The 23,299-nt window shown below is 54.3% G+C and carries 24 protein-coding genes; 9 read left to right on the top strand and 15 right to left on the bottom strand.

Features of this window, described 5'->3' with window-relative positions:
- Positions 1-59: 59 nt before the first annotated feature.
- From GUC32_RS07190 to GUC32_RS07205, 4 genes are read left to right on the top strand one after another with little or no spacing between them, the layout of a single operon-like run.
- Positions 60-602 (top strand): fimbrial protein, encoded by a 543-nt coding sequence (locus tag GUC32_RS07190; protein WP_033647475.1) that lies wholly within the window; start codon positions 60-62, stop codon positions 600-602.
- A 48-nt stretch (positions 603-650) separates the two neighbouring features.
- Complete coding sequence (locus GUC32_RS07195; RefSeq protein WP_033650575.1) at positions 651-1,337, top strand: molecular chaperone; 687 nt, start codon at positions 651-653, stop codon at positions 1,335-1,337.
- 12 nt (positions 1,338-1,349) lie between these two features.
- Complete coding sequence (locus GUC32_RS07200) at positions 1,350-3,944, top strand: fimbria/pilus outer membrane usher protein (RefSeq protein WP_043137171.1); 2,595 nt, start codon at positions 1,350-1,352, stop codon at positions 3,942-3,944.
- Between the two features lie 8 nt (positions 3,945-3,952).
- Entirely contained in the window at positions 3,953-5,026 is a 1,074-nt protein-coding gene (locus GUC32_RS07205; RefSeq protein ID WP_050505126.1) for a fimbrial protein, read from the top strand.
- A gap of 75 nt (positions 5,027-5,101) precedes the next feature.
- On the opposite strand, the gene GUC32_RS07210 is transcribed toward GUC32_RS07205, so the two are convergent.
- The 5 genes from GUC32_RS07210 to GUC32_RS07230 all read right to left on the bottom strand — a co-directional run bounded on the left by GUC32_RS07210 (position 5,102) and on the right by GUC32_RS07230 (position 10,831).
- A complete protein-coding gene (locus GUC32_RS07210) occupies positions 5,102-5,560 on the bottom strand; it encodes a helix-turn-helix domain-containing protein (RefSeq protein ID WP_025302117.1) in 459 nt (152 codons plus the stop codon).
- A 205-nt stretch (positions 5,561-5,765) separates the two neighbouring features.
- On the bottom strand, positions 5,766-7,346 hold the full coding sequence (gene mqo, locus GUC32_RS07215) for a malate dehydrogenase (quinone) (protein WP_025302118.1): 1,581 nt from the start codon (positions 7,344-7,346) through the stop codon (positions 5,766-5,768).
- A gap of 461 nt (positions 7,347-7,807) precedes the next feature.
- Positions 7,808-9,235, bottom strand: a complete 1,428-nt coding sequence (gene phoA / locus GUC32_RS07220; protein WP_025302119.1) for an alkaline phosphatase — start codon at positions 9,233-9,235, stop codon at positions 7,808-7,810.
- Between the two features lie 130 nt (positions 9,236-9,365).
- The gene (locus GUC32_RS07225; protein WP_025302120.1) at positions 9,366-10,073 is read right to left on the bottom strand and encodes a glutathione S-transferase N-terminal domain-containing protein; all 708 of its coding nucleotides are present in this window, start codon (positions 10,071-10,073) and stop codon (positions 9,366-9,368) included.
- Between the two features lie 74 nt (positions 10,074-10,147).
- Positions 10,148-10,831 (bottom strand): helix-turn-helix transcriptional regulator, encoded by a 684-nt coding sequence (locus GUC32_RS07230; RefSeq protein WP_049203424.1) that lies wholly within the window; start codon positions 10,829-10,831, stop codon positions 10,148-10,150.
- Positions 10,832-11,005: 174 nt separating this feature from the next.
- Between GUC32_RS07230 and GUC32_RS07235 the strand changes: the two genes are divergently transcribed.
- On the top strand, positions 11,006-11,353 hold the full coding sequence (locus GUC32_RS07235; protein WP_025302122.1) for an antibiotic biosynthesis monooxygenase: 348 nt from the start codon (positions 11,006-11,008) through the stop codon (positions 11,351-11,353).
- Between the two features lie 32 nt (positions 11,354-11,385).
- Here GUC32_RS07235 and GUC32_RS07240 read toward each other — a convergent pair whose 3' ends face one another.
- Entirely contained in the window at positions 11,386-12,117 is a 732-nt protein-coding gene (locus GUC32_RS07240; protein ID WP_025302123.1) for an isochorismatase family protein, read from the bottom strand.
- A 132-nt stretch (positions 12,118-12,249) separates the two neighbouring features.
- Here GUC32_RS07240 and GUC32_RS07245 point away from each other — a divergent pair, with 132 nt between their 5' ends.
- Together GUC32_RS07245 and GUC32_RS07250 are read left to right on the top strand one after the other, a co-directional pair.
- Positions 12,250-13,146, top strand: coding sequence for a LysR family transcriptional regulator (locus GUC32_RS07245; protein ID WP_273830460.1), 897 nt, complete (start codon positions 12,250-12,252; stop codon positions 13,144-13,146).
- A 168-nt stretch (positions 13,147-13,314) separates the two neighbouring features.
- Positions 13,315-13,812, top strand: coding sequence for an AAA family ATPase (locus tag GUC32_RS07250; protein ID WP_369435640.1), 498 nt, complete (start codon positions 13,315-13,317; stop codon positions 13,810-13,812).
- A 32-nt stretch (positions 13,813-13,844) separates the two neighbouring features.
- Here the strand turns inward: GUC32_RS07250 and GUC32_RS07255 are convergent, their stop codons facing one another.
- The 4 genes from GUC32_RS07255 to GUC32_RS07270 form a co-directional block, all read right to left on the bottom strand.
- Entirely contained in the window at positions 13,845-14,351 is a 507-nt protein-coding gene (locus GUC32_RS07255) for a GNAT family N-acetyltransferase (protein ID WP_141997597.1), read from the bottom strand.
- A 62-nt stretch (positions 14,352-14,413) separates the two neighbouring features.
- Positions 14,414-14,671 (bottom strand): YjhX family toxin, encoded by a 258-nt coding sequence (locus GUC32_RS07260; protein ID WP_004939031.1) that lies wholly within the window; start codon positions 14,669-14,671, stop codon positions 14,414-14,416.
- Positions 14,672-14,904: 233 nt separating this feature from the next.
- On the bottom strand, positions 14,905-15,375 hold the full coding sequence (gene cynS / locus GUC32_RS07265; RefSeq protein WP_025302127.1) for a cyanase: 471 nt from the start codon (positions 15,373-15,375) through the stop codon (positions 14,905-14,907).
- Positions 15,376-15,394: 19 nt separating this feature from the next.
- Entirely contained in the window at positions 15,395-16,048 is a 654-nt protein-coding gene (locus tag GUC32_RS07270; RefSeq protein ID WP_025302128.1) for a carbonic anhydrase, read from the bottom strand.
- A gap of 114 nt (positions 16,049-16,162) precedes the next feature.
- Here GUC32_RS07270 and cynR point away from each other — a divergent pair, with 114 nt between their 5' ends.
- Positions 16,163-17,113, top strand: a complete 951-nt coding sequence (gene cynR / locus GUC32_RS07275) for a transcriptional regulator CynR (protein ID WP_025302129.1) — start codon at positions 16,163-16,165, stop codon at positions 17,111-17,113.
- Here the strand turns inward: cynR and GUC32_RS07280 are convergent.
- Positions 17,037-17,468: a hypothetical protein gene (locus tag GUC32_RS07280; protein WP_025302130.1), complete on the bottom strand. Its 432-nt coding sequence runs from the start codon at positions 17,466-17,468 to the stop codon at positions 17,037-17,039. The genes cynR and GUC32_RS07280 overlap by 77 nt on opposite strands.
- Positions 17,469-17,559: 91 nt before the next feature.
- On the opposite strand from GUC32_RS07280, the gene GUC32_RS07285 reads away from it, so the two are divergent.
- Complete coding sequence (locus tag GUC32_RS07285; RefSeq protein WP_089195683.1) at positions 17,560-18,471, top strand: S9 family peptidase; 912 nt, start codon at positions 17,560-17,562, stop codon at positions 18,469-18,471.
- 173 nt (positions 18,472-18,644) lie between these two features.
- On the opposite strand, the gene GUC32_RS07290 is transcribed toward GUC32_RS07285, so the two are convergent.
- The 4 genes from GUC32_RS07290 to GUC32_RS07305 form a co-directional block, all read right to left on the bottom strand.
- Positions 18,645-20,567, bottom strand: coding sequence for a DUF3732 domain-containing protein (locus GUC32_RS07290; protein WP_089195684.1), 1,923 nt, complete (start codon positions 20,565-20,567; stop codon positions 18,645-18,647).
- Positions 20,567-21,040, bottom strand: a complete 474-nt coding sequence (locus GUC32_RS07295; protein ID WP_369435641.1) for a three component ABC system middle component — start codon at positions 21,038-21,040, stop codon at positions 20,567-20,569. The genes GUC32_RS07290 and GUC32_RS07295 overlap by 1 nt, the downstream gene beginning before the upstream one ends.
- Positions 21,037-22,146, bottom strand: coding sequence for a hypothetical protein (locus GUC32_RS07300; RefSeq protein WP_369435642.1), 1,110 nt, complete (start codon positions 22,144-22,146; stop codon positions 21,037-21,039). Before GUC32_RS07300 ends, GUC32_RS07295 begins: the two co-directional genes overlap by 4 nt.
- Positions 22,147-22,917: 771 nt before the next feature.
- Positions 22,918-23,133 (bottom strand): hypothetical protein, encoded by a 216-nt coding sequence (locus tag GUC32_RS07305; protein ID WP_369435643.1) that lies wholly within the window; start codon positions 23,131-23,133, stop codon positions 22,918-22,920.
- Between the last annotated feature and the right edge of the window lie 166 nt (positions 23,134-23,299).

A 23,299-nucleotide genomic window follows, 5' to 3' on the forward strand; every position in this document is an offset into this window, starting at 1 on the left:
GCAATATATATATAAGCCCGCCACTGAATCGATTATTTTATTGTTCTATGGAGCTGGAAATGAAAAAAGTATTATTGCCTTTGGCTGCCCTGGTATTGTCTGCAACTGCTTCCAACGCAATGGCAGCAAACGGCACTGTTAAATTCACCGGTGAAATCAAACAGTCTACCTGCCAGGTAACTAGCGATACTCAAAATAAAGAAGTTTACCTGGGTACTTACCCAACTTCTGCTTTCCCAACTGTGGGTTCTAAATCCGCTTCTAAAGCTTTCCAGATCTCTCTGGAAAAATGTGATGCCGGCGATTACAGCCTGCGCTTCGACGGTAACACCGTTGCCGGCAACCCAGACCTGCTGTCCGTAAGCAACGTTGGCGGCACCGGCGCTGCAGCTACCGGCGTGGGTATCGAAATCACCGATAACAACGGCAAGCCATTCGCTATCGGCGACGGTTCCAACATCAACGACGACGTAGCGAAAGTCACCATCGCTGCTGACGGTAAAGCGACCTTCAACCTGCAGGCTCGTTACCGTTCATTCGATAGCAACGTAACTGCAGGTCTGGCTAACGCCACCAGCCCGTTCACTATCGAATACAAATAATCGTCTTTCAGGACACATACGGCCAAGGATGGCCCATAGAGGAAACCGATGAAAAAGTTCTTTGCTGCTCTGCTGATGCTGGGCACCTTTAACAGCTACGCCGGTATCCAGGTAGATGCCACTCGCGTGATCTATAAAGGCGATGACAAATCCGCCTCTCTGCCAATTCATAACGATGCTTCAGAAGCTTATATGGTGCAGACCTGGCTGGACACCGGCGATAGAAACCAAGTGCCGAAAAATCTGCCTGTCGTTGTCGTTCCACCGATTCTGAAATTGGACGCTGCCAAAACCGCGGTTTTGCGCTTTATCTATTCCGGTAATGGCTTACCTCAGGATAAAGAAACCCTGCTGTGGATTAACGTGCAGGAAATTCCACCGGCGCCGAAGCAAGAAAACGTGCTGCAGGTTGCGGTGCGTACCCGAATCAAACTTTTTTACCGGCCGGTGGCGTTGAAAACGACGCTGGACGAGCAAGTACAAAACTTGCGTTGGCAGCGTGAAGGTTCACGTCTGCAAGTGATTAACGATGGCCCGCTGCATATTACCTTTGGGGCGCTGCATTTGAAAAACAGCGCGGGCAAGACCGTGGATGTGGACGCCAACATGGTGAGCCCGAAAGATCGCTTATCGATCAACATCCCGGCGGGCGTCAGCGTCGGCAACAAGATTGCTTTCAGTTATATCAACGATTTTGGCGGTAGAACGGAAGTCAAGGACGTTCCAGTACAATAAGAGAGACAGGGAATGGCAAATCAACGAAAAGTAGCAGGCGGAACGACGCGGCTGACGCAGCTGATCCGTATTGCAATCATTGCCGCCAGCGCACCGATGTTATGGAGTGAAACGGCGCTGGCAGAGTTTAACATGTCGTTTATTCACGGCGATGAAAACCTGAGCAACGCGGAAGCGGTCGCTCAGGGCGATGCTTTGCAACCGGGCGTTTACCCATTCGACATCTACGTCAACCTGACTCAGGTCGATCACAAAGATGTTACTTTTCGTCAGGTTAAAGGTCAGACCGCGTCTCAACCCTGCTTGAAAGTTGAAGACCTGCGCAACTACGGCATCAAACTGCCGGAAACGCTGCAGGCCGGCAGCTGCGTTGATCTGCCTGCGTTGGTTAAAGACGCCACCGTCAGCTATGACGCGGCGGTGCAGCAGATCAATATTTCCGTGCCTCAGACCATGATGGATCTGAGTGCCATCGGCGCGATCCCGCCAAGCATGTACGATGAAGGCATCAACGCGCTGTTCGCCAACTATAACTTCAACTACAACAAGAACAGCTATCGCCGAGATGACGCCGACGACAGCGAGTACATGTTCCTCGCGTTGAACAGTGGCCTCAACCTGGGCAGATGGCGCCTGCGCAACAACTCCACCTGGGACAAACAGAGTGGCAGCAGCAGCAACTGGACCAACGTCTCCTCCTGGGCCGAGACCGACATCGTGCCATGGCGCAGCCGTTTGGTGATGGGGCAGGCGAGCACCAACAACAGCGTGTTTAACAGCTTCCAGTTCCGCGGGGTACAACTCTCTAGCGTTGACGACATGCTGCCGGACAGCCTGCGCGGTTATGCGCCGGTAGTGCGCGGCGTGGCGGCGACCAACGCCCGCGTCGAGATCCGCCAGAACGGTTACGTCATTTATAGCACCAACGTCGCGCCGGGTCCGTTCGAGATTCACGACGTCTATCCGCATACCAATAACGGTGACCTGCAGGTGACCGTGAACGAGGCCGACGGTTCGCATAAAACGTTCAGCGTCGCCTACTCCTCCGTGGCCAACATGCTGCGCGAAGGTATTTGGAACTTCCAGCTGACCGCCGGTAAATACCACAACGGTAACGGCGGCTATCAGCCGAAACTGATTCAGGGTACTGCGGCATACGGCATGAACTATGGCCTGACGCCGTTCGGTGGCGCTATCATCGCCGAGCACTACCGTTCCGCTGCCGTGGGTATCGGTAAGAGCCTGGGATCATGGGGTGCCATCTCCGTGGATGGTTCTATTTCCGATACCGAGCTGGCGAACGGCGATCGCAAGCAGGGACAGAGCTTCCGTTTCCTGTACTCCAAGTCGCTCAACCAGATGGGTACCAACTTCCAGTTGGCGGGCTATCGCTACGCGACGTCCGGTTACTATGATCTCAGCGATGCGGTCCAGGAGCGCAACAGCTGGCGTAACGGCATTTATGCCAATGATTACTGGGATCCGAACGATCTGCAGCCGGGTCAGCCTTCCTGGAGCAACAACCAGAAACGCACCCGATACACCGCGCGTTACGGCAACAAACGCGAGCGCGTCGAGCTGTCGCTTAGCCAGCAGCTGTGGGCGGGGGCTAGCCTGTACGCCAACGTCAGCCACCAGAACTACTGGGGCGTGTCCGGCAACGATCGCACGATTCAGCTGGGTTACAACGACGGCTTCAAACGTATTTCCTACGGCGTGTATCTGCAGGATACGCGCGGTCAGTACGGTTATTCCGATCGCAGCGTGAACTTCACGATGTCGATCCCGTTGGATTGGGGCCAGAGCAATAACTCGACCACCGCCAACTTCAGCGCGGCGCACAGCAAACAGAGCGGCGACAGTTACTCGACCGGCATCAGCGGCACCATGCTGGATGACCGTCGCATGAACTACTCGGTTTCCACCGGGCATACGCAGTCCTCCGGTCAGAGCAGCAACCTGAACCTGGGCTACAGTAGCAGCATCGGTAACATCGACGGTAGCTATGCCTACAGTTCGAAATACCGCCAGGAAGGGCTGGGCCTTTCCGGTGGTCTGCTGGTGCACTCCGGCGGCGCGACCCTGACTCAGCCGTTGCAGAACACTATCTTGCTGGTGGAGGCGAAAGACGCCAAAGGCGTGCGTCTGGAAAACCAGCCGGGCGTGACCATCGACCGCTTCGGTTACGCGGTGGTGCCGTCGGCCAACCCGTACCGCTACAACTATGTCGCGCTGCGTACCGAAGACTTCGGCCCGGGGCTGGATGTGCCGGTGGCCAGTAAGCAAGTGGTGCCGACCGAGAAATCGGTGGTGAAGGTGAGCTTCGATACCTTCAAGGGCGTCAGCCTGTTGATTCACGCTCGTCTGGGTGATAACGGTTATCCGGCCATCGGCGCCGGCGTGTTCAACGAGTCCGGCCGCAACAGCGGCACCGTGGGTCTGGAGGGCGCAACCTATGTTTCCGGCGTGAAAGCGGGTGAAAAACTGACGATCAAATGGGGTCCGAAAGCCGATCAGCAATGCGTACTGCCGATTCCGGCGGACGTGGGCGACAAACAAGCGGCCATGGGATATCAGGAACTGACCCTGCAATGCCAAAAACTGTAAGGTACACCATGAACTTGAGCAAATTAGCACGTAACACACTTCTGTCGGTGGTGGGGCTGGCGGGGTTGGCGATGGCGCAACAGGCGGCGGCGATGCAATGCCGCTTCGGCAACTCGACCGGCAGTAGTAGACCAACCGGCAGCGTGACGCAGGATATCGACGTCGGCCGCCCGATCGTGCTGGCCGCTAGCGACTTCGTCAAAGGCAACCTGATTTGGCGTTCGCAGAACTTTACCTCCACCTTTACCTGCTGGGATACGGATAACTACCCGCGCGGAGAGAACGCTTACATCTATTGGAACCCGCAGAACTCGTTCGGCGCACTGGACAAGTCGTTGGAGATTGGGGTGTCGATCAATGGGCGTGATTATGATGCGATCAACCTGAAGCAAAGCTCCAACCGGCCAACCGGCCCTGATTTGGGGCCGGGCACCAAACCGGGTAGTAACAGAAGAAAAGCCGATCCTCAGGCGGTGACTGCCACCTATTCGGTGTATATCAAAGCCACCGGGGTGAAACCGCCGGCGGGTAACTTCCCGCCGTTGGCGCGTGCTTCGCTGTTCCAGATCGATGGTGAGTTGGGGCTGAACGCCACCAAAGACAGTAACTTTAACGCCTACATCAAGGGGCTGGACAAGATCCGCGTGATCCAGTGCAACCCGCAGATCACCGTGTTGGCCAACAACGGCGCCAGCGTCGATTTCGGCGTGCTAACCAGCTCCAGCGCCAAAATCGGTACTATCGCCAAGCAGGTGCCGTTTGATATCAAGGCTACCTTGAGCGGCGGCGAATGTGCCGGCCAATCTCTGCAGGCCAGTTTCAGCAGCACCAACGCGGATCCGAATGATAATACGCAGATCTTGCCGACGACAGATCCGGGTGTGGCGATCTTCCTGACGCAGCAGCGCGACACCAGTAAAAAACCGATCCCACTGCAAACCAACGTGGATTTCGGCGGCGTGCTGCAGGATAAGCAGAACGAAGTGAAAGAGACCTTTATCGCCAATCTCAAGTGGACAAAAAATACGCCGAAGACCGGGGTGTTCAACGCCACTGCCAACGTCGACGTCACTTTCAAATAATCCGCAGTTTCGTCAATAAAAAAGGGCTCAGTTCGTGAAGAACCGAGCCCTTTTCTGTGCCTTATACCGCGCTGGTTAACGCAGCCCCATCCAGCTGGTGCAAACGCCTTCCGGCGGTTTGCCGGCGTACCAGCGTGGCAGCGTGGGGGCATCATGGTGCGATTCAGCCTGCGCCTCTATCGGCTGTGCCGGCCACTCCGCAACATCCCAGCGGGTGGTACGGCGATACACCGCCGGGGTTTTACCGAACTGTTTCTTGAAGGCGCGTGAGAACGAAGGCTGAGAATCGAAATGGTATTGCAGGGCGATATCCAGGATCGGACGCGGGGTGGAGCGCAGCGCCTGCGCCGCCTGCGACAGGCGCCGCTCGCGGATATAGCTGCCGAGCGCGTGGCCGGTGGTGCTGCGGAACATGCGCTGCAGGTGCCATTTGGAGTAGCCCGACTTGGCGGCGACGTTATCCAGCAGCAGCGGTTGGTCCAGATGAGTTTCAATCCAGTCTAGTAAATCGTGAATGATATTGACGCGATCCATGGTTTTAGTTCTCCCGCAAAAACGACATTCAGGTCACAGTGACTTAGCTTAATTATCCAAGAATATACTTTGATAATAGGCGTGAGTGCGCCGTTACGCAAGGGTAAACCGGGGGTAAAAAGGTGGCCAAAAATGCTCTTTGAACGGCAGGGGGATAAAAGAAAGGCCGCATAAAGCGGCCTTATCAGTAGGAAGCGATGGAAAATCAGTTAGTTTCCGGTTTCACTTCAATGTAGTTCAGACCCAGCACGCTGCTGGTGTAACCGCGGATCTTGTTGGTCATCTCGATATCGCCGTTCAGCTTGTGGCCGTAAGACGGGATGATCTCTTTCAGCTTGCTCTGCCATTCCGGCGTCGCCACTTTGTCTTTGAACACGGTTTCCATCAGATGCAGCATGATCGGCGCAGCGGTAGAAGCGCCCGGCGAAGCACCCAGCAGAGCGGCGATGCTGCCGTCTTCAGAGCTGACGACTTCGGTGCCGAACTGCAGCACGCCGCCTTTATCCGCGTCTTTCTTGATGATCTGTACGCGCTGGCCTGCGGTCCACAGCTTCCAGTCTGCCTGCTTGGCGTCCGGGAAGTACTCTTTCAACGCGGCGAAGCGATCGTCGTCGTTCATCATCAGCTGGCCGACCAGGTATTTCACCAGATCGAAGTTATCCAGACCGACGTGGGTCATCGGCATCAGGTTCGAGGTGCTCAGCGAGTGCATCAGATCGAACAGCGAACCGTTCTTCAGGAACTTGCTGGAGAAGGTGGCGAACGGCCCAAACAGCAGCACGCGCTTGCCGTCCAGCATGCGGGTATCCAGGTGCGGCACGGACATCGGCGGCGAACCTACGCTGGCCAGGCCATACACTTTGGCCAGGTGCTGGTTGGCGATCGCCGGGTTGGTAGTGACCAGGAACTGGCCGCCGACCGGGAAGCCGCCGTAGCCGTCGGCTTCTGGGATGCCGGATTTCTGCAGCAGGGTCAGGGACGCGCCGCCTGCGCCGATGAACACGAACTTGGCGTTAACGGTGGTTTCTTTACCGTCGCGGTTCAGATCGGCAACGGTCACGCTCCAGGTTTGGTCGGCGTTGCGCTTAATGTCGCGCACTTCGTGGCTCAGGTTCAGCTTAAACTTGTCGCTGGCGCTCAGCGCGTCAACCAACTGGTGGGTGATCACGCCGAAGTTGACGTCGGTACCCAGCGGCATGCGGGTCGCGGCGATTTTCTGCGCCGGATCGCGGCCGTTCATCACCAGCGGCGCCCACTGCTTGATTTGCGCAGGGTCTTCGGAATATTCCATGCCGCGGAACAGGGTGCTGTGCTGCAGCGCCGCGTAGCGTTTACGCAGGAAGTTGACGTTGTCGTCACCCCACACGAAGCTCATGTGCGGCACGCTGTTAATGAAGGATTTCGGATCTTTCAGGACAGCGTTTTTCACCTGATAAGACCAGAATTGGCGAGAGATTTCGAAAGACTCGTTGACCTTCACCGCCTTGCTGATGTCGATGGTGCCATCGGCTTTTTCCGGCGTGTAGTTCATTTCGCTAAAGGCGGAGTGGCCGGTACCGGCGTTGTTCCAGCCGTTGGAGCTCTCTTCCGCCACGCCGTTCATGCGCTCGTACATGTCGATGGTCCAGGTCGGCTCCAGCTCATGCAGATAGGTACCCAAAGTGGCGCTCATGATGCCGCCGCCGATCAACACCACGTCGACGGTTTTATTCTTCTCTTCAGCCGCCGCCTGCTGCGTAACGCTAAACAGGCTGAGACTGAAAATCAGGACGAGTAATTTTCTCATTGAATTAAATCTCTTGTGTGTAAATTCTACTCATTGCAGGTGAAAGAATTTAGCGGGAGTTACCCTGGAAAATAATGAAGCCGACCGCCCGGCGTGAGCCGATAGGCAGCGATAATGCCTTTTTGTTAATAGGGTATTTAACGAAAAGTGAACTATTGCAGGCCGTCCGGATGCAAATTGATCGGTTCACGTTACTGGCGGGGTATTATTGTTTGCGAGAATGTTAAAAACTACTTTTGTAACTAAAAAAAATGAATATAAGCAAAAATAGGGCGGTTGCTGTCGCAGGAATAAACAGAGAGGGAAGAAAGGCTGTATAACCGCGTTATTTTAAGGGGTTAATTGTCACGCAATTAAACGTTATTTCGTTATCACACAATAATTGCGGTTAAATTGCAAATACCTATCGGTAACCAATAATAAATGGCCGCCGTGGCGAGCGGCCATCGTTCAGCTGGCGGTTACTTGATGCCCATCGCATCGCGCATGGTGAAGAACAGATCGGTCTGATCGGTCAATCCCACCACGTTGGCGGCGTGCGGGCCGTAGGCCGCGACGCGCAACTGAGTGCCGGTATGCCCCTGCGACTCTTCTTCCGAGTTGCCGTAGCTGAGGGTCATCGGCGCACCGTCTTTGGTGGTCAGTATCTGGGTCAGGCCCGGCGCTTTGGCGTCGGCGGCGACGATCTGGCTGGAGTGCGCGTGGTCGGCGGTGACGATCACCAGCGTGTTGCCGTCGGCGCGGGCGAAGGCCAGCGCTTTTTGCACCGCTTCGTCCAGATCGACGGTTTCACCAATCTGCCCGCACGGGTTGGCGGCGTGATCTTGCTTATCGATCGACGCCCCCTCGACCTGCAGGAAGAAGCCGTTCGGGTTGTCTTTCAGCAGCGCGATCGCTTTGTCGGTCATCGCCGCCAGCGTTGGCGTGGCCGCGGTGCGCGCCGGGTTGTTTTCACAGGTTACCGCCGGCTTGTCGAGGTTGCCGTGATAGCTGGCTTTCGGCCCCAACCAGCGCACCGGCATGTTGCCGTCGGCGAACAGGCCCAGCAGCGGTTTTTGCTGATTGGCCAGGGTAACGGCCTGCAGTTCATCTGCGTTGCTCACCCACTGATAACCCTGTGCCGCCGCCTGGTCCTTCAGCGATTTTCCTTGCCATTCGCCGCTTTTCGCCAGCTGGTTGAAGGACTTCGCACCGCCTCCCAGCGTGACGTCGGCACGGGTTTTCAGCAGTTGCTCGGTGATCGAGCCGCGGCCGCCGTTTTCCAGCGCGTTAGCGGCACATTTCTCGCTGGTTTCTTCCGGGCCGTAGCATTTGCGCGAGGTGACGTGCGACACCAGCGCCGCCGGCGTGGCGTCTTGCAACTCGGCGGTGGAGACGTTGCCGGTGGCCTTGCCGGCCGCCTTGGCGATCTCCAGCAGCGTTGGCTGGTCTTTGCCGTTCACGTCCACGCCGAGCGCACCGTTATAGGTTTTCACCCCGGTGGCCCAGGCGGTGGCCGAGGCGGCGGAGTCGGTCACGTAATCCGGCTTGTGGGTTTTCTTGTCCAGCGAGTAGTGGGTGTATTGCCCGGTCAGCGGCAGGGCGTCGATGCCCTTGAAGTAACCGCCTGCGCCTTCAGCGTAGTTGCGCGCGGCGGTGATCTCGGAATCCCCCATGCCGTCGCCGATCAGCAGGATCACGTTTTTCACCGTTTTGTCCGACAGCGACGCCTTCAGCGCGGCGGTCTGATCGCCGGCCAGGCGACGGGCGCCGCCCGGCTCGGTTAGGGTGCCGCGCGCGGCGCGCTCGGTCAGGCCATCGGCATTGGCCGAGGTTTCCGCCGCGATGGCGGAGGAACAGAGCAGGGCGGACAGCACGGCGCCGGCGATCAGGGATACAGCAGGTTGCATGGGTAAGCTCCTTGTCGTAATACAACAATGTAAATAACATCAAATTGTTACGAAAGGAGAGTAGAGCAGAGGGATGACAATTTTATGACAATGAAAGACGGGACGGTCTGACGGCCATCCCGTGTGACGATCAGGCCGCGCGCGCCGGGATAGCGAGCCCACGCTGCACCGCCGGCCGCGCTAAACCGCGCTCCAGCCACTGCGCGACGCGCGGGAAACTGTCGAACTCCACCAGATCGCGCGCCTCATAGAAGCCGATCAGGTTACGCACCCAGCCCAGCAGCGAGATATCGGCGATGGTGTAGTCTGCGCCCATGATCCAGTCACGGCCCTCCAGGCGCGTTTCCAACACACCAAGCAGGCGTTTCGATTCGTTTTTGTAACGCTCCAGCGGCCGCTTGTCTTCATATTCGCGCCCGGCGAATTTATGGAAGAAACCGAGCTGGCCGAACATCGGGCCGACGGCGGCCATCTGGAAGAACACCCACTGAATGGTTTCATAACGCTGGGCTGGATCCTGCGGCAGGAAGCGGCCGCTCTTTTCCGCCAGGTAGAGCAGAATGGCGCCGGATTCGAACAGCGGCAGCGGCCGGCCGCCGGGGCCGTCGGGATCGATGATCGCCGGGATCTTGCCGTTCGGATTCAGCGCCAGGAATTCCGGCGTCCAGGTTTCGTTGTTGCCGATGTCGATTAGGTGCGCTTCATAAGGCAGGCCGATCTCTTCCAGCATGATGGAGACTTTGACGCCGTTCGGCGTCGGCAGAGAGTAGAGCTGCAGCCATTCCGGATGCTGAGCCGGCCAGCGTTTGACGATCGGGAATTGGGTGGAATCGAGCATGGAAACTCCTCGGGTTGGCGGGGTCGCTTAAGCGTACCCCTAGAGTATTGCAGTAAAACTACCCTGTCGCCGGGTTACACCGTGAGGTCAAAATGTGCGGCCAGCGCTTTTTTACCGGCGGGGGTCAGCTGCAGCTCGCGGCTGTCGAGCCGGCGAAGGATCCAGCCGCGTTGGATAAAGGCGGCCAACAGCGCGGCGCCCAGCGCGCCGCCGAGGTGAGATCGGCGCTCGCTCCAGTCCAGACAGCCGCAGGCGAAACGGCGGCGAGTGGGCGCGGGGGAGCAATCGACGCCCAGCCGCGTCAGCGCGGCCTGACCGGCGTCGCTTAATCGGTAGTCTTCTTCACCGGTCAGCCAGTTCAGCGCATGCAGCCGATCGTGCAGCTTCACCGCCACCTCGCCCGCCATATGGTCGTAGCAGGTGCGGGCATATTGCAGCGTGGTGGGCGTGCTGCTTTTCACCGACGGGCGCGGTACGCCCGCCAGCGCCATCAAGCCTTCCAGCGCGTCGGCCACCGGCTGACCGGCCAGCCGGAAATAGCGGTAGCGCCCCTGTTTGACGCAGGCGATCAGCCGCTGCTCCAGCAGTTTCGCCAGATGCGCGCTGGCGGTGGACGGGGCAACCTCGACCGCCGCGCTGAGCTCGGTGGCGGTGTAGGCGCGCCCGTCCATCAACAGGCACAGCATGCGCGCCCGGGTGCGGTCGGCGATGGCGGCGCTCAGCGCCGCTAAACGATCTTCAATGTCGATGTTATGCATACTTCGAGGTTAGACGAAGTATGACTGCGCGTCCATCGCTAACCTGTGGTTATCGCACTCTGGTGCAGTGCGTCTGCGTTCGCTGGATATTGATGAGCGGGCGTTGGAATCGGTGCGGTGGCGCCATTCTTACCATGCGCGCGTACCGGAATTTTACCGTGAGAGGAGACGATAATGATCGCCGTGATTTTTGAACTGCAGGCCGCTGATGGGCAGCGTGATACCTATCTGGCGCTGGCGGCGGAGCTGAAGCCGCTGCTGGCGCAGATCGACGGATTCATTTCCATCGAGCGCTTTCAAAGCCTGGCCGATCCTGCGCGCCTGCTGTCGCTCTCCTTCTGGCGCGACGAGGCGGCGGTGCAGCAGTGGCGCAATCTCGAGCAGCATCGCGCGGCACAGGCGCGCGGCCGTGGCGAGGTGCTGGCGCAGTACCGGCTGCGGGTGGCGGAGGTGGTGCGGGATTACGGGCTGGAGAGACGCGACCAGGCGCCGCAGGATAGCCGTTGCTATCACCGCACCTGAAAAAAGCCCGCTGACGGCGGGCTTTCACCCGTTTATTTCGCTTCGCTGCCCACCTTCATCGCCCCGGCGTAGCGGGCGCCCATTCCCCAGGCGGCGCCGTGGTCGCGGGCGATCTGCAATACGCCCCCCGCCGTGGCCTTGCGGCTCCAGTCCTGCTGCCATTCCAGCATCAACGCCACCCAGTTGATAGGGGTGGCGCCTGCTTGTACCAGGCGCTGCATGGCGTTGTTTTGACTATCTGGCGTAATGTCGCCGGTGACGTCCGACAATATGTAGACCTCATACCCCTCGCCCAGAGCGGACAGCGCCGGCAGCATCACGCAGCTGGCGGTCCACAGCCCGCCGATGATGATTTTCTTGCGGCCGGATTGTTTGATCAGATCCACCACGCGCCGATCCTGCCAGACGTTGATGGCGGTGCGATCGTACACCTGCAGATCCGGGCGTGCCTGCGTCACCTGCTGGAATACCGGCCCGGCGAAGCTTTTGGCGTTGGCCGAGGCCAGAATGGTCGGCACGTTGAACACCTTGGCGGCCTTGGCGATGCCGGCGGCATTATTCACCAGGTTGGTTTGATCGATAGAGGAAATGGTCATGCCGAACATGTCCTGCAGATCGACCAGCAGCAACAGGCTGTTGTCGGCGGTCAGCGGTTGCACATAACCCGCCTGGCGGCTATCGGCGGCGGGGGACTGCGCCAGCGCGGCGACGGGAGCGGTGGCGGCGCTCAGGCCGAGCATCAGGGCGATTAGGGTCTTTTTCATTATTAACTCCATGATTATTAGTAGATTAAATTCACGTCCCACTCAGGGAAGCGGTTGAATGAAGTCTACTGATATTTATTTGGTTAATAATCTATGGTTTATTGAATTAATAATTAACCTGAAGGACGTAATATGGACGTGCTACTGACGATGCGCGCCTTTCGCCGCGTGGTTGAGCGCAACAGTTTCTATAGGGCGGCGGAGGATCTGGCGATCACGCCGGCGGCATTGAGCAAGCAGATTAAGCAGTTGGAAAGTCGGTTGGGGACGCTGTTGCTGGTGCGCACCACCCGCAGCATGAGCCTGACCGAAGCCGGGCAGCTCTATTACCAGGAAGCCTGCCGGTTGCTTGGCGAGTTCGACGCGCTGGAGCAGACGGTTGCCGCCAGCGCGCAGCAGGTCTCCGGCACGCTGCGGGTCAATGCGCCGCTCTCGTTCGGCCTGGCGGTGCTGTCGCCGCTGCTGCCGCCGTTTATGCAACGTTATCCGCAGCTGCAGGTGGAACTGACGCTGGACGACAGGGTATTGGACGTGGTGGCGGCCGGTTTCGATATTTCCTTGCGCATTCGCCGCCAACTGCCGGATTCTTCCCTCAGCGCCCGGGCGCTGGGTGACGTGCACCAGCGAATTTGCGCCGCGCCCGGCTATTTGGCGCAGCACGGCGTGCCGCAAACGCCCAATGAATTGCCGCGGCACAGCTGTCTGGCCTATTCCCTGGCGGAAAAACCGGGGCAGTGGCAGTTCACCGCCGGCGAGGAGAGCCTGAGCGTGACGTTCACTCCCCGGCTGATCGCCAACAACAGCCTGATGCTGCGGGATATGCTGGTGGCGGGACTGGGCATCGGTTCGCTGCCGTCGTTTGTGGCGGATCCCGAGATTGCTGCCGGCAGACTGGTGCAGCTGTTCCCTGAACAGATTGCCGACGTGCATCAGGTCTTCGCGGTTTACCCGACGCGCCGGCATGTGCAGCAGAAAGTGAGTTTATTCACCGAGTTTGTGCGAGAACAGGGATTGATGACGGCGAATTGACAACGGTGCACGGTTGTCATATTCATTAGCTATGAAAAAATCCTACCGCCCATTCGCGCAAATTATTATCACCCTTCTCCAGAGGGTGGGATAGCGCGTGTGTCGCCAATAAAAACCCGCCGGCAGGCGGGTTTTTTTATCCCCTTCCGGCAACGACCGGAGAACGTCATGCAAACCTACCCTGCAGTTTTACACCTGATGTGCGGCAAGGCCGGCGCAGGCAAATCGACGCTGGCGCAGAGTTTGGCGCAGCAACCGCAAACGCTGTTGCTGAGCGAAGATGCGTGGCTGGCGACGCTGTATGAACAGGAGATGGCCAGTCTGCAAGACTACGCGCGCTGTTCCGACCTGTTGCGGCGGGCGCTGGGCGGGCACCTCGTTCAGCTGCTGCGCGGCGGTTGGTCCGTGGCGCTCGATTTTCCGGTGAATACGCCGGACAGGCGGCGCTGGGCCAAAGCCTTGGCGGAGGAGGCCGGCGTCGCACACTGCCTGCACTTTCTCGATGTCAGCCATGCGCAGTGCCTGAGCCGGATAACGCTGAGAAATGCGCGCGGCGAGCACCCGTTTGCCCTGAGCGAAGCGGAGTTTGAGCGCCTGGCGCAGTACTTTGTTCCCCCGGCGGAAGAGGAAGGGATGACCGTCTTGCGTTATGGCGAACGGGACTGAAAACCGGCGCCATGACGGCGCCGGCAACAGGGTTAGGCTTCGGCGTTAAACGCGTTGTGGAAGGTGACCTCCGCGCACGGCAGCGCGCCCTGGAAGGCGATGGCGCGGAAGTAGTCTTGCGGCACGCCCGGCAGGGCCAGCGCGCACTGCGCCTGGAAGCCGAAACGGCCGTAATAGTTCGGATCGCCTAGCACTACGCAGCCTGCGGCGCCGCGTTCCTGCAGCTCGGCCAGCAGCCGGCGGATCAGTCGGCTGCCGATCCCCTGGCCCTGACAGGCCGGCAGCACCGATACCGGCGCCAGCCCGTACCACCCGGCGGCGCCGTTGCTGAGTACGACCGGCGAGATGGACGCGTGCCCGATCGGTGTGCCATTGTGCTCGGCGACCAGCGACAGGGTGAGAGCGCCTGCCGCGCGCAGCGCGCTGACGATAAACTGCTCGGTGTGGCTGCTGTGTTCGGCATGCAGGAACGCGGCGGCGGTCAGGGTGGCGATGGCGCCGACGTCGGCCGGCGTTTCGTGGCGTAACGTGATGTTCATGGTTGTATCCTGATTAAATAAGGCTGTGCCAACCGGGCTGCCTGCCCGGCCGGCATCGATGATTAACGGTTATCCAGCTGCGCCCGCACGGCCTTGAGCCCGGCAAAGGTGACGCGATAAGGGCGCCCCTGGCGAGAGAGGATCAGGCGTTTGGTTTTGAGCTTGGTGAAGACGGCCAGCGAGCAGTCGGCCAGGCCGAGCCCTTCGCGGGTGTAGCATTCGACGTGGGTGACGCGACCGGCGTCGTTGCGGGTGAAGGCGATATAGCCGCCTTTGGCCAACACGTGCAGCACGCGTTGTTCCGCTTTGGAAATGTTCATGTTGGGAGATCCTGTAATAACCCCAGATACGCGCATCCCCGCGCAAACGCGCGTCGGATACGTCAGAGTCCCTCGCCATACGGCAAGGAAGCGACTATCGGGTGGTTACAATCTCCAACATACAGGCCTCGGGCAGTGAAAAACGCCAGGGCGGCGTTTAAGCGCAGTTAATGTAGCCAATGGCCGGTTGGCTGTCAATTTGCCGGCAGCGCGGGCCGCCGGCGAAAGGCCAATTAGAAAGGCTTGGTTGGCAGGTATTTGCCGTCCAGGGTGATCACCGCGCGTTCGCCGCCGTCCGGATCGGCGACCTTCTTGATATCCAGCTTGAAGTTGATGGCGCTGATGATGCCGTCGCCAAACTGCTCGTGCACCAGCGCTTTCAGCGTGGAACCGTAAACCTGCAGCATTTCATAGAAGCGATAAATGGTCGGATCGGTTGGCACGCCGCCGGGAATGCTGCCGCGCAGCGGGATGGTTTGCAGCAGCAGCACCGCTTCTTCGTCCAGCCCCAGCTTGGCCGCTACCGTGCGCGCCGCCGGTTCCGGCAGCGCATGCTGCCCCAGCAGGGCGGCGGTGACAAACGCCAGGCTGAGACCGGTGCCCTCGGCCAGCGCTTCGAACGTCAGATTATGGCGGATCTTGGCGGCCATGATGGTGTCGGTGAGCGCTTCGCGCGGGGCGGCGTTGTGCAGAGAGTGTGTCATGTTGACTCCTTTTGTGGGCTTAAAAACGGGCGATCGCCGGGGTGGCGGTCACGTCGGGATGGGTGGCGAGCGGCACGAAGCGGCGGGTTTCGCCGTCCAGCGCCTCGATAGCGCCGCTGGCGATGTCATAGACCCAGCCGTGCAGCGCCAGGCGGCCCTGATCCAGCGCCAGGGCGACGGAAGGGTGCGTTTTGATGTTGTTGAGCTGGGCGATGACGTTTTCGCGCACCATCGATGCGACCCGGGCTGCGTCGGAGGCGTGCGGATAAGCCTGGTTGACCGCCTTGGCGGAATCGGCGTAACGCAGCCAGCCGGCGACCGTCGGCAGGTGATCCAGACACTGGCAGGTGGCGATGGCGGTCATCGCGCCGCAGTCGGAATGGCCGCAGATCACGATGTCTTCTACGCCCAGCGCAGCGACGGCGTACTCGACCGAGGCGGTCACCCCGCCGGGTTCGGGGCCAAAAGAAGGCACGATGTTACCGGCGTTGCGGATCACGAACAGATCGCCCGGCTCGCGCTGGGTGACCAGCTCCGGCACCAGGCGGCTGTCGGAACATGAGATAAACAGGGTGCGCGGGTTTTGGCGGGTCGCCAACTGCTGAAACAGCGCCGTGCGTTCAACAAAGGCTTCGCGCTGGAACTTCAGGAAGCCTTCAATCACCTCTTTCATCCGTTTCTCCATTGGGTGTCGTTATGCGATGGCGGCATGATGAACGCTTCTGGCTATAGGGTCTAAGACCCATTTATAATGCTGGCTATAGGTTTTACTAATAGCTGGGGTGCTATGCTGCTGCGACACATCCGTTATTTTCTGGCCGTTGCCGAACAGGGCAACTTCACCCGCGCCGCCGAAGCGTTGCACGTCTCGCAACCGACGTTGTCCCAGCAGATCAAGCAGTTGGAAGACGCACTGGGAGCGCCGTTGTTCGATCGCAGTGGCAGAGCCGTGCGCCTGACCGACGCCGGTGAGGCGTGGATGCGCTATGCGCGGCTGGCGCTGCAGGATTTGGACGCCGGCGCGCGGGCGATCCATGACGTGGCGACGCTGGCGCGCGGCCATTTGCGGCTGGCGATGACGCCAACCTTCACCGCCTATCTGGTGGGGCCGACGATCGATGCGTTCTACCGCCGCTACCCGGGGATTACCCTGAGCATTGAGGAGATGGCGCAAGAGCGGATCGAGGCGCTGCTGGCGCAGGATCGGCTGGACCTGGGGATCGCCTTCGAGATGGCGCAGTCGGCGGAGGTAGAAGCCACGCCGTTGTTCAGCGAGACGCTGGAGCTGATGGTCGGCGCCGATCATCCCCTGGCGGCGCATCGCCGGCCGCTGACGCTGGCAGAGTGGCAACATCTGCCGCTGGCTTTGCTGAGTGGCGACTTCGCCACGCGGCAGTTTATCGATCGCTACTGCACGCAACAGGGGTTTCGGCCGCAGGTGGCGGTAGAGGCCAATGCGCTGGGCGCCATCGTCGAGATCGTGCGGCGCGGGCAGCTTGCCACGCTGCTGCCAGCCGCCATTGCACGCGAGAACCGGCAGTTGAAAAAAGTGGCGTTGGCCAACGCCATGCCGGTGCGACAGGCGGTATGGCTGCAGCGCAAAGGCGCTTACCGCAGCGCCGCCGCGCAGGCGTTTATCGCCGTTTTGCAGCAACAGGGCGTTACGCCAACGCACTCCAGCGCTGCGTCATCCCCAGCAGATGCACCAGCCCGAAGCCGAGGCAAATCAGCGAGCTGACGACGATAAAACGCTGGCTGCGGCCGGTATCGCGCAGGGCGAAGGGGCCGGCGACGCCGCGCAACAGGTAGATGAAGGTAATGATAAACAGCACGGGCCGCAGCAGTGGCAGCGGCGCGATCAGGCCCGCGCCGGAAAGCGCATACAGCGCCCAAATAAACAGCATCAGCGCGATACCGGCGGTGACGACAGCCGGGAACTTTTTACCCGCTTCCGCCGCCTTAATGAAGCGATCGCCGGCGCCGCACAGCCGATAGCCGCGCGGCCCGGCGGCGATCACCCAAATATGCAGCAGGGCGGCGATGGTGCTCAGCGCGGCGCCGATCAGCAGTGCGGTGTTATAGAGGTGTGGCATGGTAAGGCTTCCCTGTCAGAAACGTGATTGGCATGAAGCGTAGACCAGAAAAGACGAATTAACCGAACGCAACAGGGAAGAGGAGCAAGTGATGAGAGTGGCGACAGGCATGCTGAGCGTATTGGCGCTGTGGAGCGGGTTGGCGATGGCGCAATCTGCAGCGCTGACGCTGCCGCGGGAGGATGGTTCGAGTATTCATTACTATCTGGACGCTGCGGTGCCCGGGCAATCGTCGGCGGCGCTGTTGGTGATCCTGCAAGGTTCGGATTGCAACAGCGTGCGGCATATCCGCCTGGTCACGCCGATGCGGCAGGTGTTACCCGCCGCAGACCTGCTGACGGTGGAGAAATACGGCATCGACGACACCTTGCCGTACCGCGAAGAGGTGCCGCGGCAGGATTGCCCGGACGCTTTCGTGCAGCATGATACGCCGCAGCGGCGGGTGAGCGATGTCACCCAGGTGCTGCAGGCGGTGAGTGCGCGCAACGGCTATCAAAAGGTCGCGGTGCTGGGGGGCAGCGAAGGGGCGGTGATCGCCAATCTGGTGACGGCCTCCTCGGGCCTGGTTGACGCCACCCTCGCGTTCAGCGGCGGCGGACGCTGGTTTATTGACGATGTGCGCCACAGCGTGGCCGACGCGCCAAAAGAAGAGAAAGCCGGGCTGAACGCATTTTTACAACAGGTGCTGACGGCGCCGCCGTTCCCCCTGAACGCCAGCGATCATGGCTATGCCTGGTGGCATGGCATGCTGAACATCGATCAGCTTGCCTCCCTGCGCAGCATCAAGACGCCGGTGCTGATCGTGCAGGGTGACCAGGATCGCGCCGTTTCGCCGGGGGCGGTCGGGAAAATGATCGCCGAGCTGCGGGCCGACGGTAAAACGAATATCACCTACCTTAATTATTCGACATTGGACCATGTGATGCGGCGTGAGAACGGCGACAGCGAGATGACGCGGGTGGCGGCGGATATGCGCGCGTGGCTGGAGAAGCAGCTGCGCTGAGTGGTTATTCCGATCACAAAAATTTTTTTAAATTTACTTTCTGATTTATGTATGCCGACTTCAATGTTTTTTAAAATATCATTAGGCAACCAGGGAATGAAGAAGTTACCTGATTGCCTTTGATGAAAGTCAGAATGAATGCATAGTCATGTTTTTAATGTGTGTTAGTTATCTTAGATTAACTTGTCACCGTTCTCTCTCCAGCGTTTTCTAACTATGTCTTCGAATTCAATATCTTTTAATTGTAGATTGTCAGCATGTTCAAGAACTATAACTTGGGGCATGAATTTAGATTTGTTTTTTATATGTACTAAAACGGAATTTATAGTGTTGAATATATTCTCGACTTGTTTGATGTCGGTATCTTTTGCTGATTTTCGATCTGCATCAGAAGGGAAGTAAACTTGACTTGGCTGATCTAAAAATAAAAATGCAGGTATGCAAGATTTTTTCTCTATTGATAATAAGAATAGTATCCCTAAGAAGAGAGATAAATGACATGCTAGCCAGTTAGCACCGCTTCCCATCTCATGTAAACTTATTTTTTCTCCAGCGTGAGAGTGATAAAAATTAAAATCCCTCAACGAGAAGTGTAACTCAGCTGGTTTTAATTCGTCTTCAAAGTCTAATTTATTACAAATTTGAGTCATCACGTTAGATATTAGAACTTCACTGGATGTGTATTTTTTTTCTAAATCATATTGTGATAGTTCTATTTCTATTTTTGTTAGCCTGGACTTTAAGCTTTTCAAGTTATCACTTGAATTGATTATGTCATTGTTTTTAAAAAATGAAGATATTAGAGAAGTTACTTTCCCTCGCATGAAACTAGCTTTTTCTCTGAAGTTTTTAAATTTAGTTAGTTCAGCCTTGTTTTTTTCATAATCTTTTATTTTTGCATTGGAAACCCTTATGTCTTTCTTTATGCTATCTTTTAGTCTAATTAGGCGTTCTAGTTCCTGAGATGTATCCTCTTGAAAATATTGTAATTTATTTAGGTCTGAAATTAGTTTTTTCTGATGGTTTTCTAATTCTTTTAACTCATCGGTGAGTTGTGGTTGTTCACTAGAGCATAAAGGGCAAGTTATTTTCTCTCCAGGTTCAAAGATATCGAAAGTGCTTTTTATTCTGTTTAAATCAATTGCGTGATGAATAGATATGTCTGAGCAGTTATCTAATATTGCAATTTTTTTATTTACCTCAATAAGTTTTGAATTTAACTCTGAAAGTAAGTTGTTTTCATCTTGATAGTTTTTCTCCGTTTGAGGAGATCCATACGGAATATCAGGCACTGGGGGTAAATTTTTAGCTAACGTTAATAGTTTTGGGTAGGCAATGTTATCTTCGATTTTATAATCAATAGTAGCAAGATACTCCTCAACAAGATTTTTTATTATTTTCTTATTTTCTTCTTGAGAGTTTTTTGCGTACATCTCTATTTTTTCTTGTGTACGTATTTTTTTTAATGTGTCATCACGTTCTCTGATTAGTCTATAGTAATTTCCCTCTACCCATCCAAGGAAAATAGGAAGTTCTTTTATTGTTCTATCTCTTTTCACAAAATCATGAAATCTATAAAATAGGGCGTGCTTATTTGCTATCAGATTCTGATGTTGGAATAATAGTGATACTGCATTCCTAATTGAAGCTTTACCATGGTGAAAACTATTCACTTCATCTTTCATATCCAATACAGATAGACCTAGGTATGTCTCAAATTTAGATTGAGCTGATTTTATCGTTGTTGGAGATTGGTTTTCAAAATATCCAAGGCTCAAAGGCGATATGTTTTCTTTACTAGTTTCTAATTTTATGAAAGCTTTTGACCCTAGATTGGTTTTAGGCGCATGTCTACCAACTACTATATAACTATCTTGTAACTTAAAAACTACACTGTAAAAATATGCAAATGTAGTAATTACTCCCTTGGGAATGCTTGATGTCTTAGAAAATAGACAGTAGTCAACGATTTCCAATAAAGCACTTTTCCCTGTTTTAGAATCTCCAGTAATTACATTAAGCCCACTTGTTAATTCAATGAAGCGATGCTCTCCGGACTCACTAAAAATGTTTATTGATTCTATGATAGCTTTCATTATTTTTCTCCGAACCTAATCAGTAGTTCAACGGATTCTTCTTTGGCAAAAATTGCGCCTAAGTTATACGCAGCTTTACAGTGTTTCTTAATATATGAATCTGTTAATGAATTAAAGTTGATAGAGGTATCCTCTAAATGTATCTTGTTTTTTATTTTCATATTACAAGATGAGGATAAAACTATTAAGCCAGTTTTTATTATGGGTCTATAGAAATTTATTAAGTCACGGGATGCTATAAACTCCCCTCTTAGCATCGGACTTGTGGTTATTTTGCTTAGGTTTGAACTTTTATTTCCGTGTGATAACTCATTCACAACCGATTCATTTAATATAAATGGTATGGATAGATAGACTACCTCTAGATCTATCCCGTCTTTTTTTATTTTCTGAGCCCCGATTAAAAAATACCTTAACAATAAAGCAATCCATAGGGGAGAGTTTAATAATGCAGATATTTCTTTTGGTCTCATTTTCCATACTCCGAAAAAAGCCAGGAGAATTCCTTCCTGTCGACAATTGAGTGTATTCTCCCTTTTTGATAATAACCTGCAATTTCCTGTATTCCTAAAATTTTTTTATCATTTAGCAATAAGCATTCTGAGTACATTTTCTTTGATGTTGATATTGTCTCTAATTTTCTCTGCTTTTCACGAGAGATTATTGCAGAGTGCTTTAGTTTGACTAGAGATAGGTTGTTGCTAAGTGTATCATCAAAGTCCTCAAGGTTGTCAGCCATAGATGTATGAAGTTTTAATATCTGTAAACTACTCCTTTCTGCACGGAGAAAATCTACTACAGCATTATTTATTGTAATCTCATCGAGGTCGATTTTCCTTAGCTCATCGATGAAATTGAAATTAGATAAATTACTTTTATCTACCTCTCTTTTAGCTACTAATGGGAATGGGTAGTCTTTATCAATGAATGCTTTCGCAAAGCCTTCCATTTCTCTTTTAAATTCATTCCGCTCTATATGCCAGCGGTCCATATCATTTATGGCTTTCATTGAAATATACCCTAACATTTTATGCATAAAATTATCAACATGCTGGTCCGGTATGGTGAGGAATGATGAGTGTGATTTTAATTCCTCGTATTTCTCATCTATTGTTGGTTGAGAGCCAATAATAGTTAACTTTTCCAATACACTAAGTAATTCTTCGCGGTTATGTTTAAAAACAAAATCATAATATTTTGATATGGTTTTGTTGGGGCTAACTGAGGCTATTTTATTGAGCTTGTCTTCTTTTGAAATATCATTCCAGTTTAAAAATATAGAGGATGAGTTTATTTCTGATGTGGTTAGTAACTCAAATCTATTAAAGTTATAAAGTATTTTATATTCATTTAGTAAATTGTATAATGTTTTCCAAAAATCTATATGGGCATCATTTAAAATACCACGAGATAAATGATGTTTCACCTCTGTACTTTTATCTGAATTAGCTATATCTCCATAGCACTCAATCCAGATTGTTTCGTTTTCTTTAGCATTTAAACAAGACTCTAATGCTAGAAGCTTTTGATAATCAAAACCAAGTAGTTTCTTCGTTGCATTATTGGATGCACCATCCATACATTGAGTCCTTGTTTTAATTAATTTTGAAATTTTACAACATATACGCGATATACCAGATAATAACTAAATAAGAACAGTTTTTGTACTGTGTTTATATCCATGGTGTTATTAGTAACTATCTGTTATTATTACTAGGAAAATAAATTACAAATACCTACTTTCAAGCCTATTGCCAGCCCGTTAATCACTTCTAACGCCGGATTCCTCACCCCACGTTCTATCCCAGGTCTGGCCCACACTTATCAGCGAGCTTTTCCTATGGCCTGCCACGCTTTTTGCGTAACTCTCAAACACGTTGGCCAAATTTGATTTGAAGTTAATTTTTCATCTAACAAGCATCATATTTTGTTGCTTATCAGACCACGGACTATGCCATTAGCTACAATTATTTATTATTAGCAATGCTATTAATTTGTCTGGTTAGTTATTTTTAGGGGATGTACTTTGCCATTAAACTGGCATTTCCTGCGTGAATTTTGGCATGCTCTCCTCAAGTCCCCTGGCGAGTATTACAACCTAAGTGAGTGGAACAAGAAGAAACCCATTCGAACTATCTCCCTTCTATAACAATGGTACAGATAGGTCTCAATGGGTTTCCGCGACTTTCGTAGCTTTGGCTCAGCTGATCATCTGGGGTAAATACGTCGGAAAAATAGTAGTCTGCGTGCGGAATGTAGCTGAGTTAATTACAGCTCATCGACTAGAGAGCCAGTAATTATCATTGAAAACAATATTATAACTGTCTTTTCTCAATTTAAATTACACCATTCAATCAGGACTTTTATCGTATACTTTTTTAACTGCAAACCTGAAAATGAAATACCCTAAGAAAATTCCAGCTATGGAGGTCGCAACCCACAGATACTTAAAACTGTCGTCGGAATAAAACATGAACCAGACAATGGCTAACAGCGAGAGGGCCACAACGCCGCACCCAATGCCCTGAATAATTCTGGATAAAGCCGCCAGCATAAAGTTCTTCATACGTTAACCTTTGCAAAAAAGTACTGACAAATTTGGCTGAATTTCTTTCGATCTTTTTCCCAAACCGAGACGGCATCCTCGAATGGTCGGACTTTGTTTTCTAACAGAAAGTACAGCAGATCGAGGTTTCCCAGGCGTCTGAGTTGATCATACATCCGTGAGTTTC

Source organism: Serratia sp. NGAS9 (assembly GCF_009905295.1).
Taxonomy (GTDB): domain Bacteria; phylum Pseudomonadota; class Gammaproteobacteria; order Enterobacterales; family Enterobacteriaceae; genus Serratia; species Serratia bockelmannii.

What these genes read in the sequence shown, in the direction of transcription:
- GUC32_RS07255 (WP_141997597.1), bottom strand. Translation starts at nt 14,351, where the DNA reads ATGAACATCACGTTACGCCACGAAACGCCGGCCGACGTCGGCGCCATC.
- GUC32_RS07235 (WP_025302122.1), top strand. Translation starts at nt 11,006, where the DNA reads ATGATCGCCGTGATTTTTGAACTGCAGGCCGCTGATGGGCAGCGTGAT.
- GUC32_RS07205 (WP_050505126.1), top strand. Translation starts at nt 3,953, where the DNA reads ATGAACTTGAGCAAATTAGCACGTAACACACTTCTGTCGGTGGTGGGG.
- GUC32_RS07290 (WP_089195684.1), bottom strand. Translation starts at nt 20,567, where the DNA reads ATGAAAGCTATCATAGAATCAATAAACATTTTTAGTGAGTCCGGAGAG.
- GUC32_RS07200 (WP_043137171.1), top strand. Translation starts at nt 1,350, where the DNA reads ATGGCAAATCAACGAAAAGTAGCAGGCGGAACGACGCGGCTGACGCAG.
- GUC32_RS07270 (WP_025302128.1), bottom strand. Translation starts at nt 16,048, where the DNA reads ATGAAAGAGGTGATTGAAGGCTTCCTGAAGTTCCAGCGCGAAGCCTTT.
- GUC32_RS07260 (WP_004939031.1), bottom strand. Translation starts at nt 14,671, where the DNA reads ATGAACATTTCCAAAGCGGAACAACGCGTGCTGCACGTGTTGGCCAAA.
- GUC32_RS07295 (WP_369435641.1), bottom strand. Translation starts at nt 21,040, where the DNA reads ATGAGACCAAAAGAAATATCTGCATTATTAAACTCTCCCCTATGGATT.
- cynS (WP_025302127.1), bottom strand. Translation starts at nt 15,375, where the DNA reads ATGACACACTCTCTGCACAACGCCGCCCCGCGCGAAGCGCTCACCGAC.
- GUC32_RS07280 (WP_025302130.1), bottom strand. Translation starts at nt 17,468, where the DNA reads ATGCCACACCTCTATAACACCGCACTGCTGATCGGCGCCGCGCTGAGC.
- GUC32_RS07245 (WP_273830460.1), top strand. Translation starts at nt 12,250, where the DNA reads ATGGACGTGCTACTGACGATGCGCGCCTTTCGCCGCGTGGTTGAGCGC.
- GUC32_RS07230 (WP_049203424.1), bottom strand. Translation starts at nt 10,831, where the DNA reads ATGCATAACATCGACATTGAAGATCGTTTAGCGGCGCTGAGCGCCGCC.
- GUC32_RS07210 (WP_025302117.1), bottom strand. Translation starts at nt 5,560, where the DNA reads ATGGATCGCGTCAATATCATTCACGATTTACTAGACTGGATTGAAACT.
- GUC32_RS07240 (WP_025302123.1), bottom strand. Translation starts at nt 12,117, where the DNA reads ATGAAAAAGACCCTAATCGCCCTGATGCTCGGCCTGAGCGCCGCCACC.
- cynR (WP_025302129.1), top strand. Translation starts at nt 16,163, where the DNA reads ATGCTGCTGCGACACATCCGTTATTTTCTGGCCGTTGCCGAACAGGGC.
- GUC32_RS07285 (WP_089195683.1), top strand. Translation starts at nt 17,560, where the DNA reads ATGAGAGTGGCGACAGGCATGCTGAGCGTATTGGCGCTGTGGAGCGGG.
- mqo (WP_025302118.1), bottom strand. Translation starts at nt 7,346, where the DNA reads ATGAGAAAATTACTCGTCCTGATTTTCAGTCTCAGCCTGTTTAGCGTT.
- GUC32_RS07305 (WP_369435643.1), bottom strand. Translation starts at nt 23,133, where the DNA reads ATGAAGAACTTTATGCTGGCGGCTTTATCCAGAATTATTCAGGGCATT.
- GUC32_RS07300 (WP_369435642.1), bottom strand. Translation starts at nt 22,146, where the DNA reads ATGGATGGTGCATCCAATAATGCAACGAAGAAACTACTTGGTTTTGAT.
- phoA (WP_025302119.1), bottom strand. Translation starts at nt 9,235, where the DNA reads ATGCAACCTGCTGTATCCCTGATCGCCGGCGCCGTGCTGTCCGCCCTG.
- GUC32_RS07225 (WP_025302120.1), bottom strand. Translation starts at nt 10,073, where the DNA reads ATGCTCGATTCCACCCAATTCCCGATCGTCAAACGCTGGCCGGCTCAG.
- GUC32_RS07190 (WP_033647475.1), top strand. Translation starts at nt 60, where the DNA reads ATGAAAAAAGTATTATTGCCTTTGGCTGCCCTGGTATTGTCTGCAACT.
- GUC32_RS07250 (WP_369435640.1), top strand. Translation starts at nt 13,315, where the DNA reads ATGCAAACCTACCCTGCAGTTTTACACCTGATGTGCGGCAAGGCCGGC.
- GUC32_RS07195 (WP_033650575.1), top strand. Translation starts at nt 651, where the DNA reads ATGAAAAAGTTCTTTGCTGCTCTGCTGATGCTGGGCACCTTTAACAGC.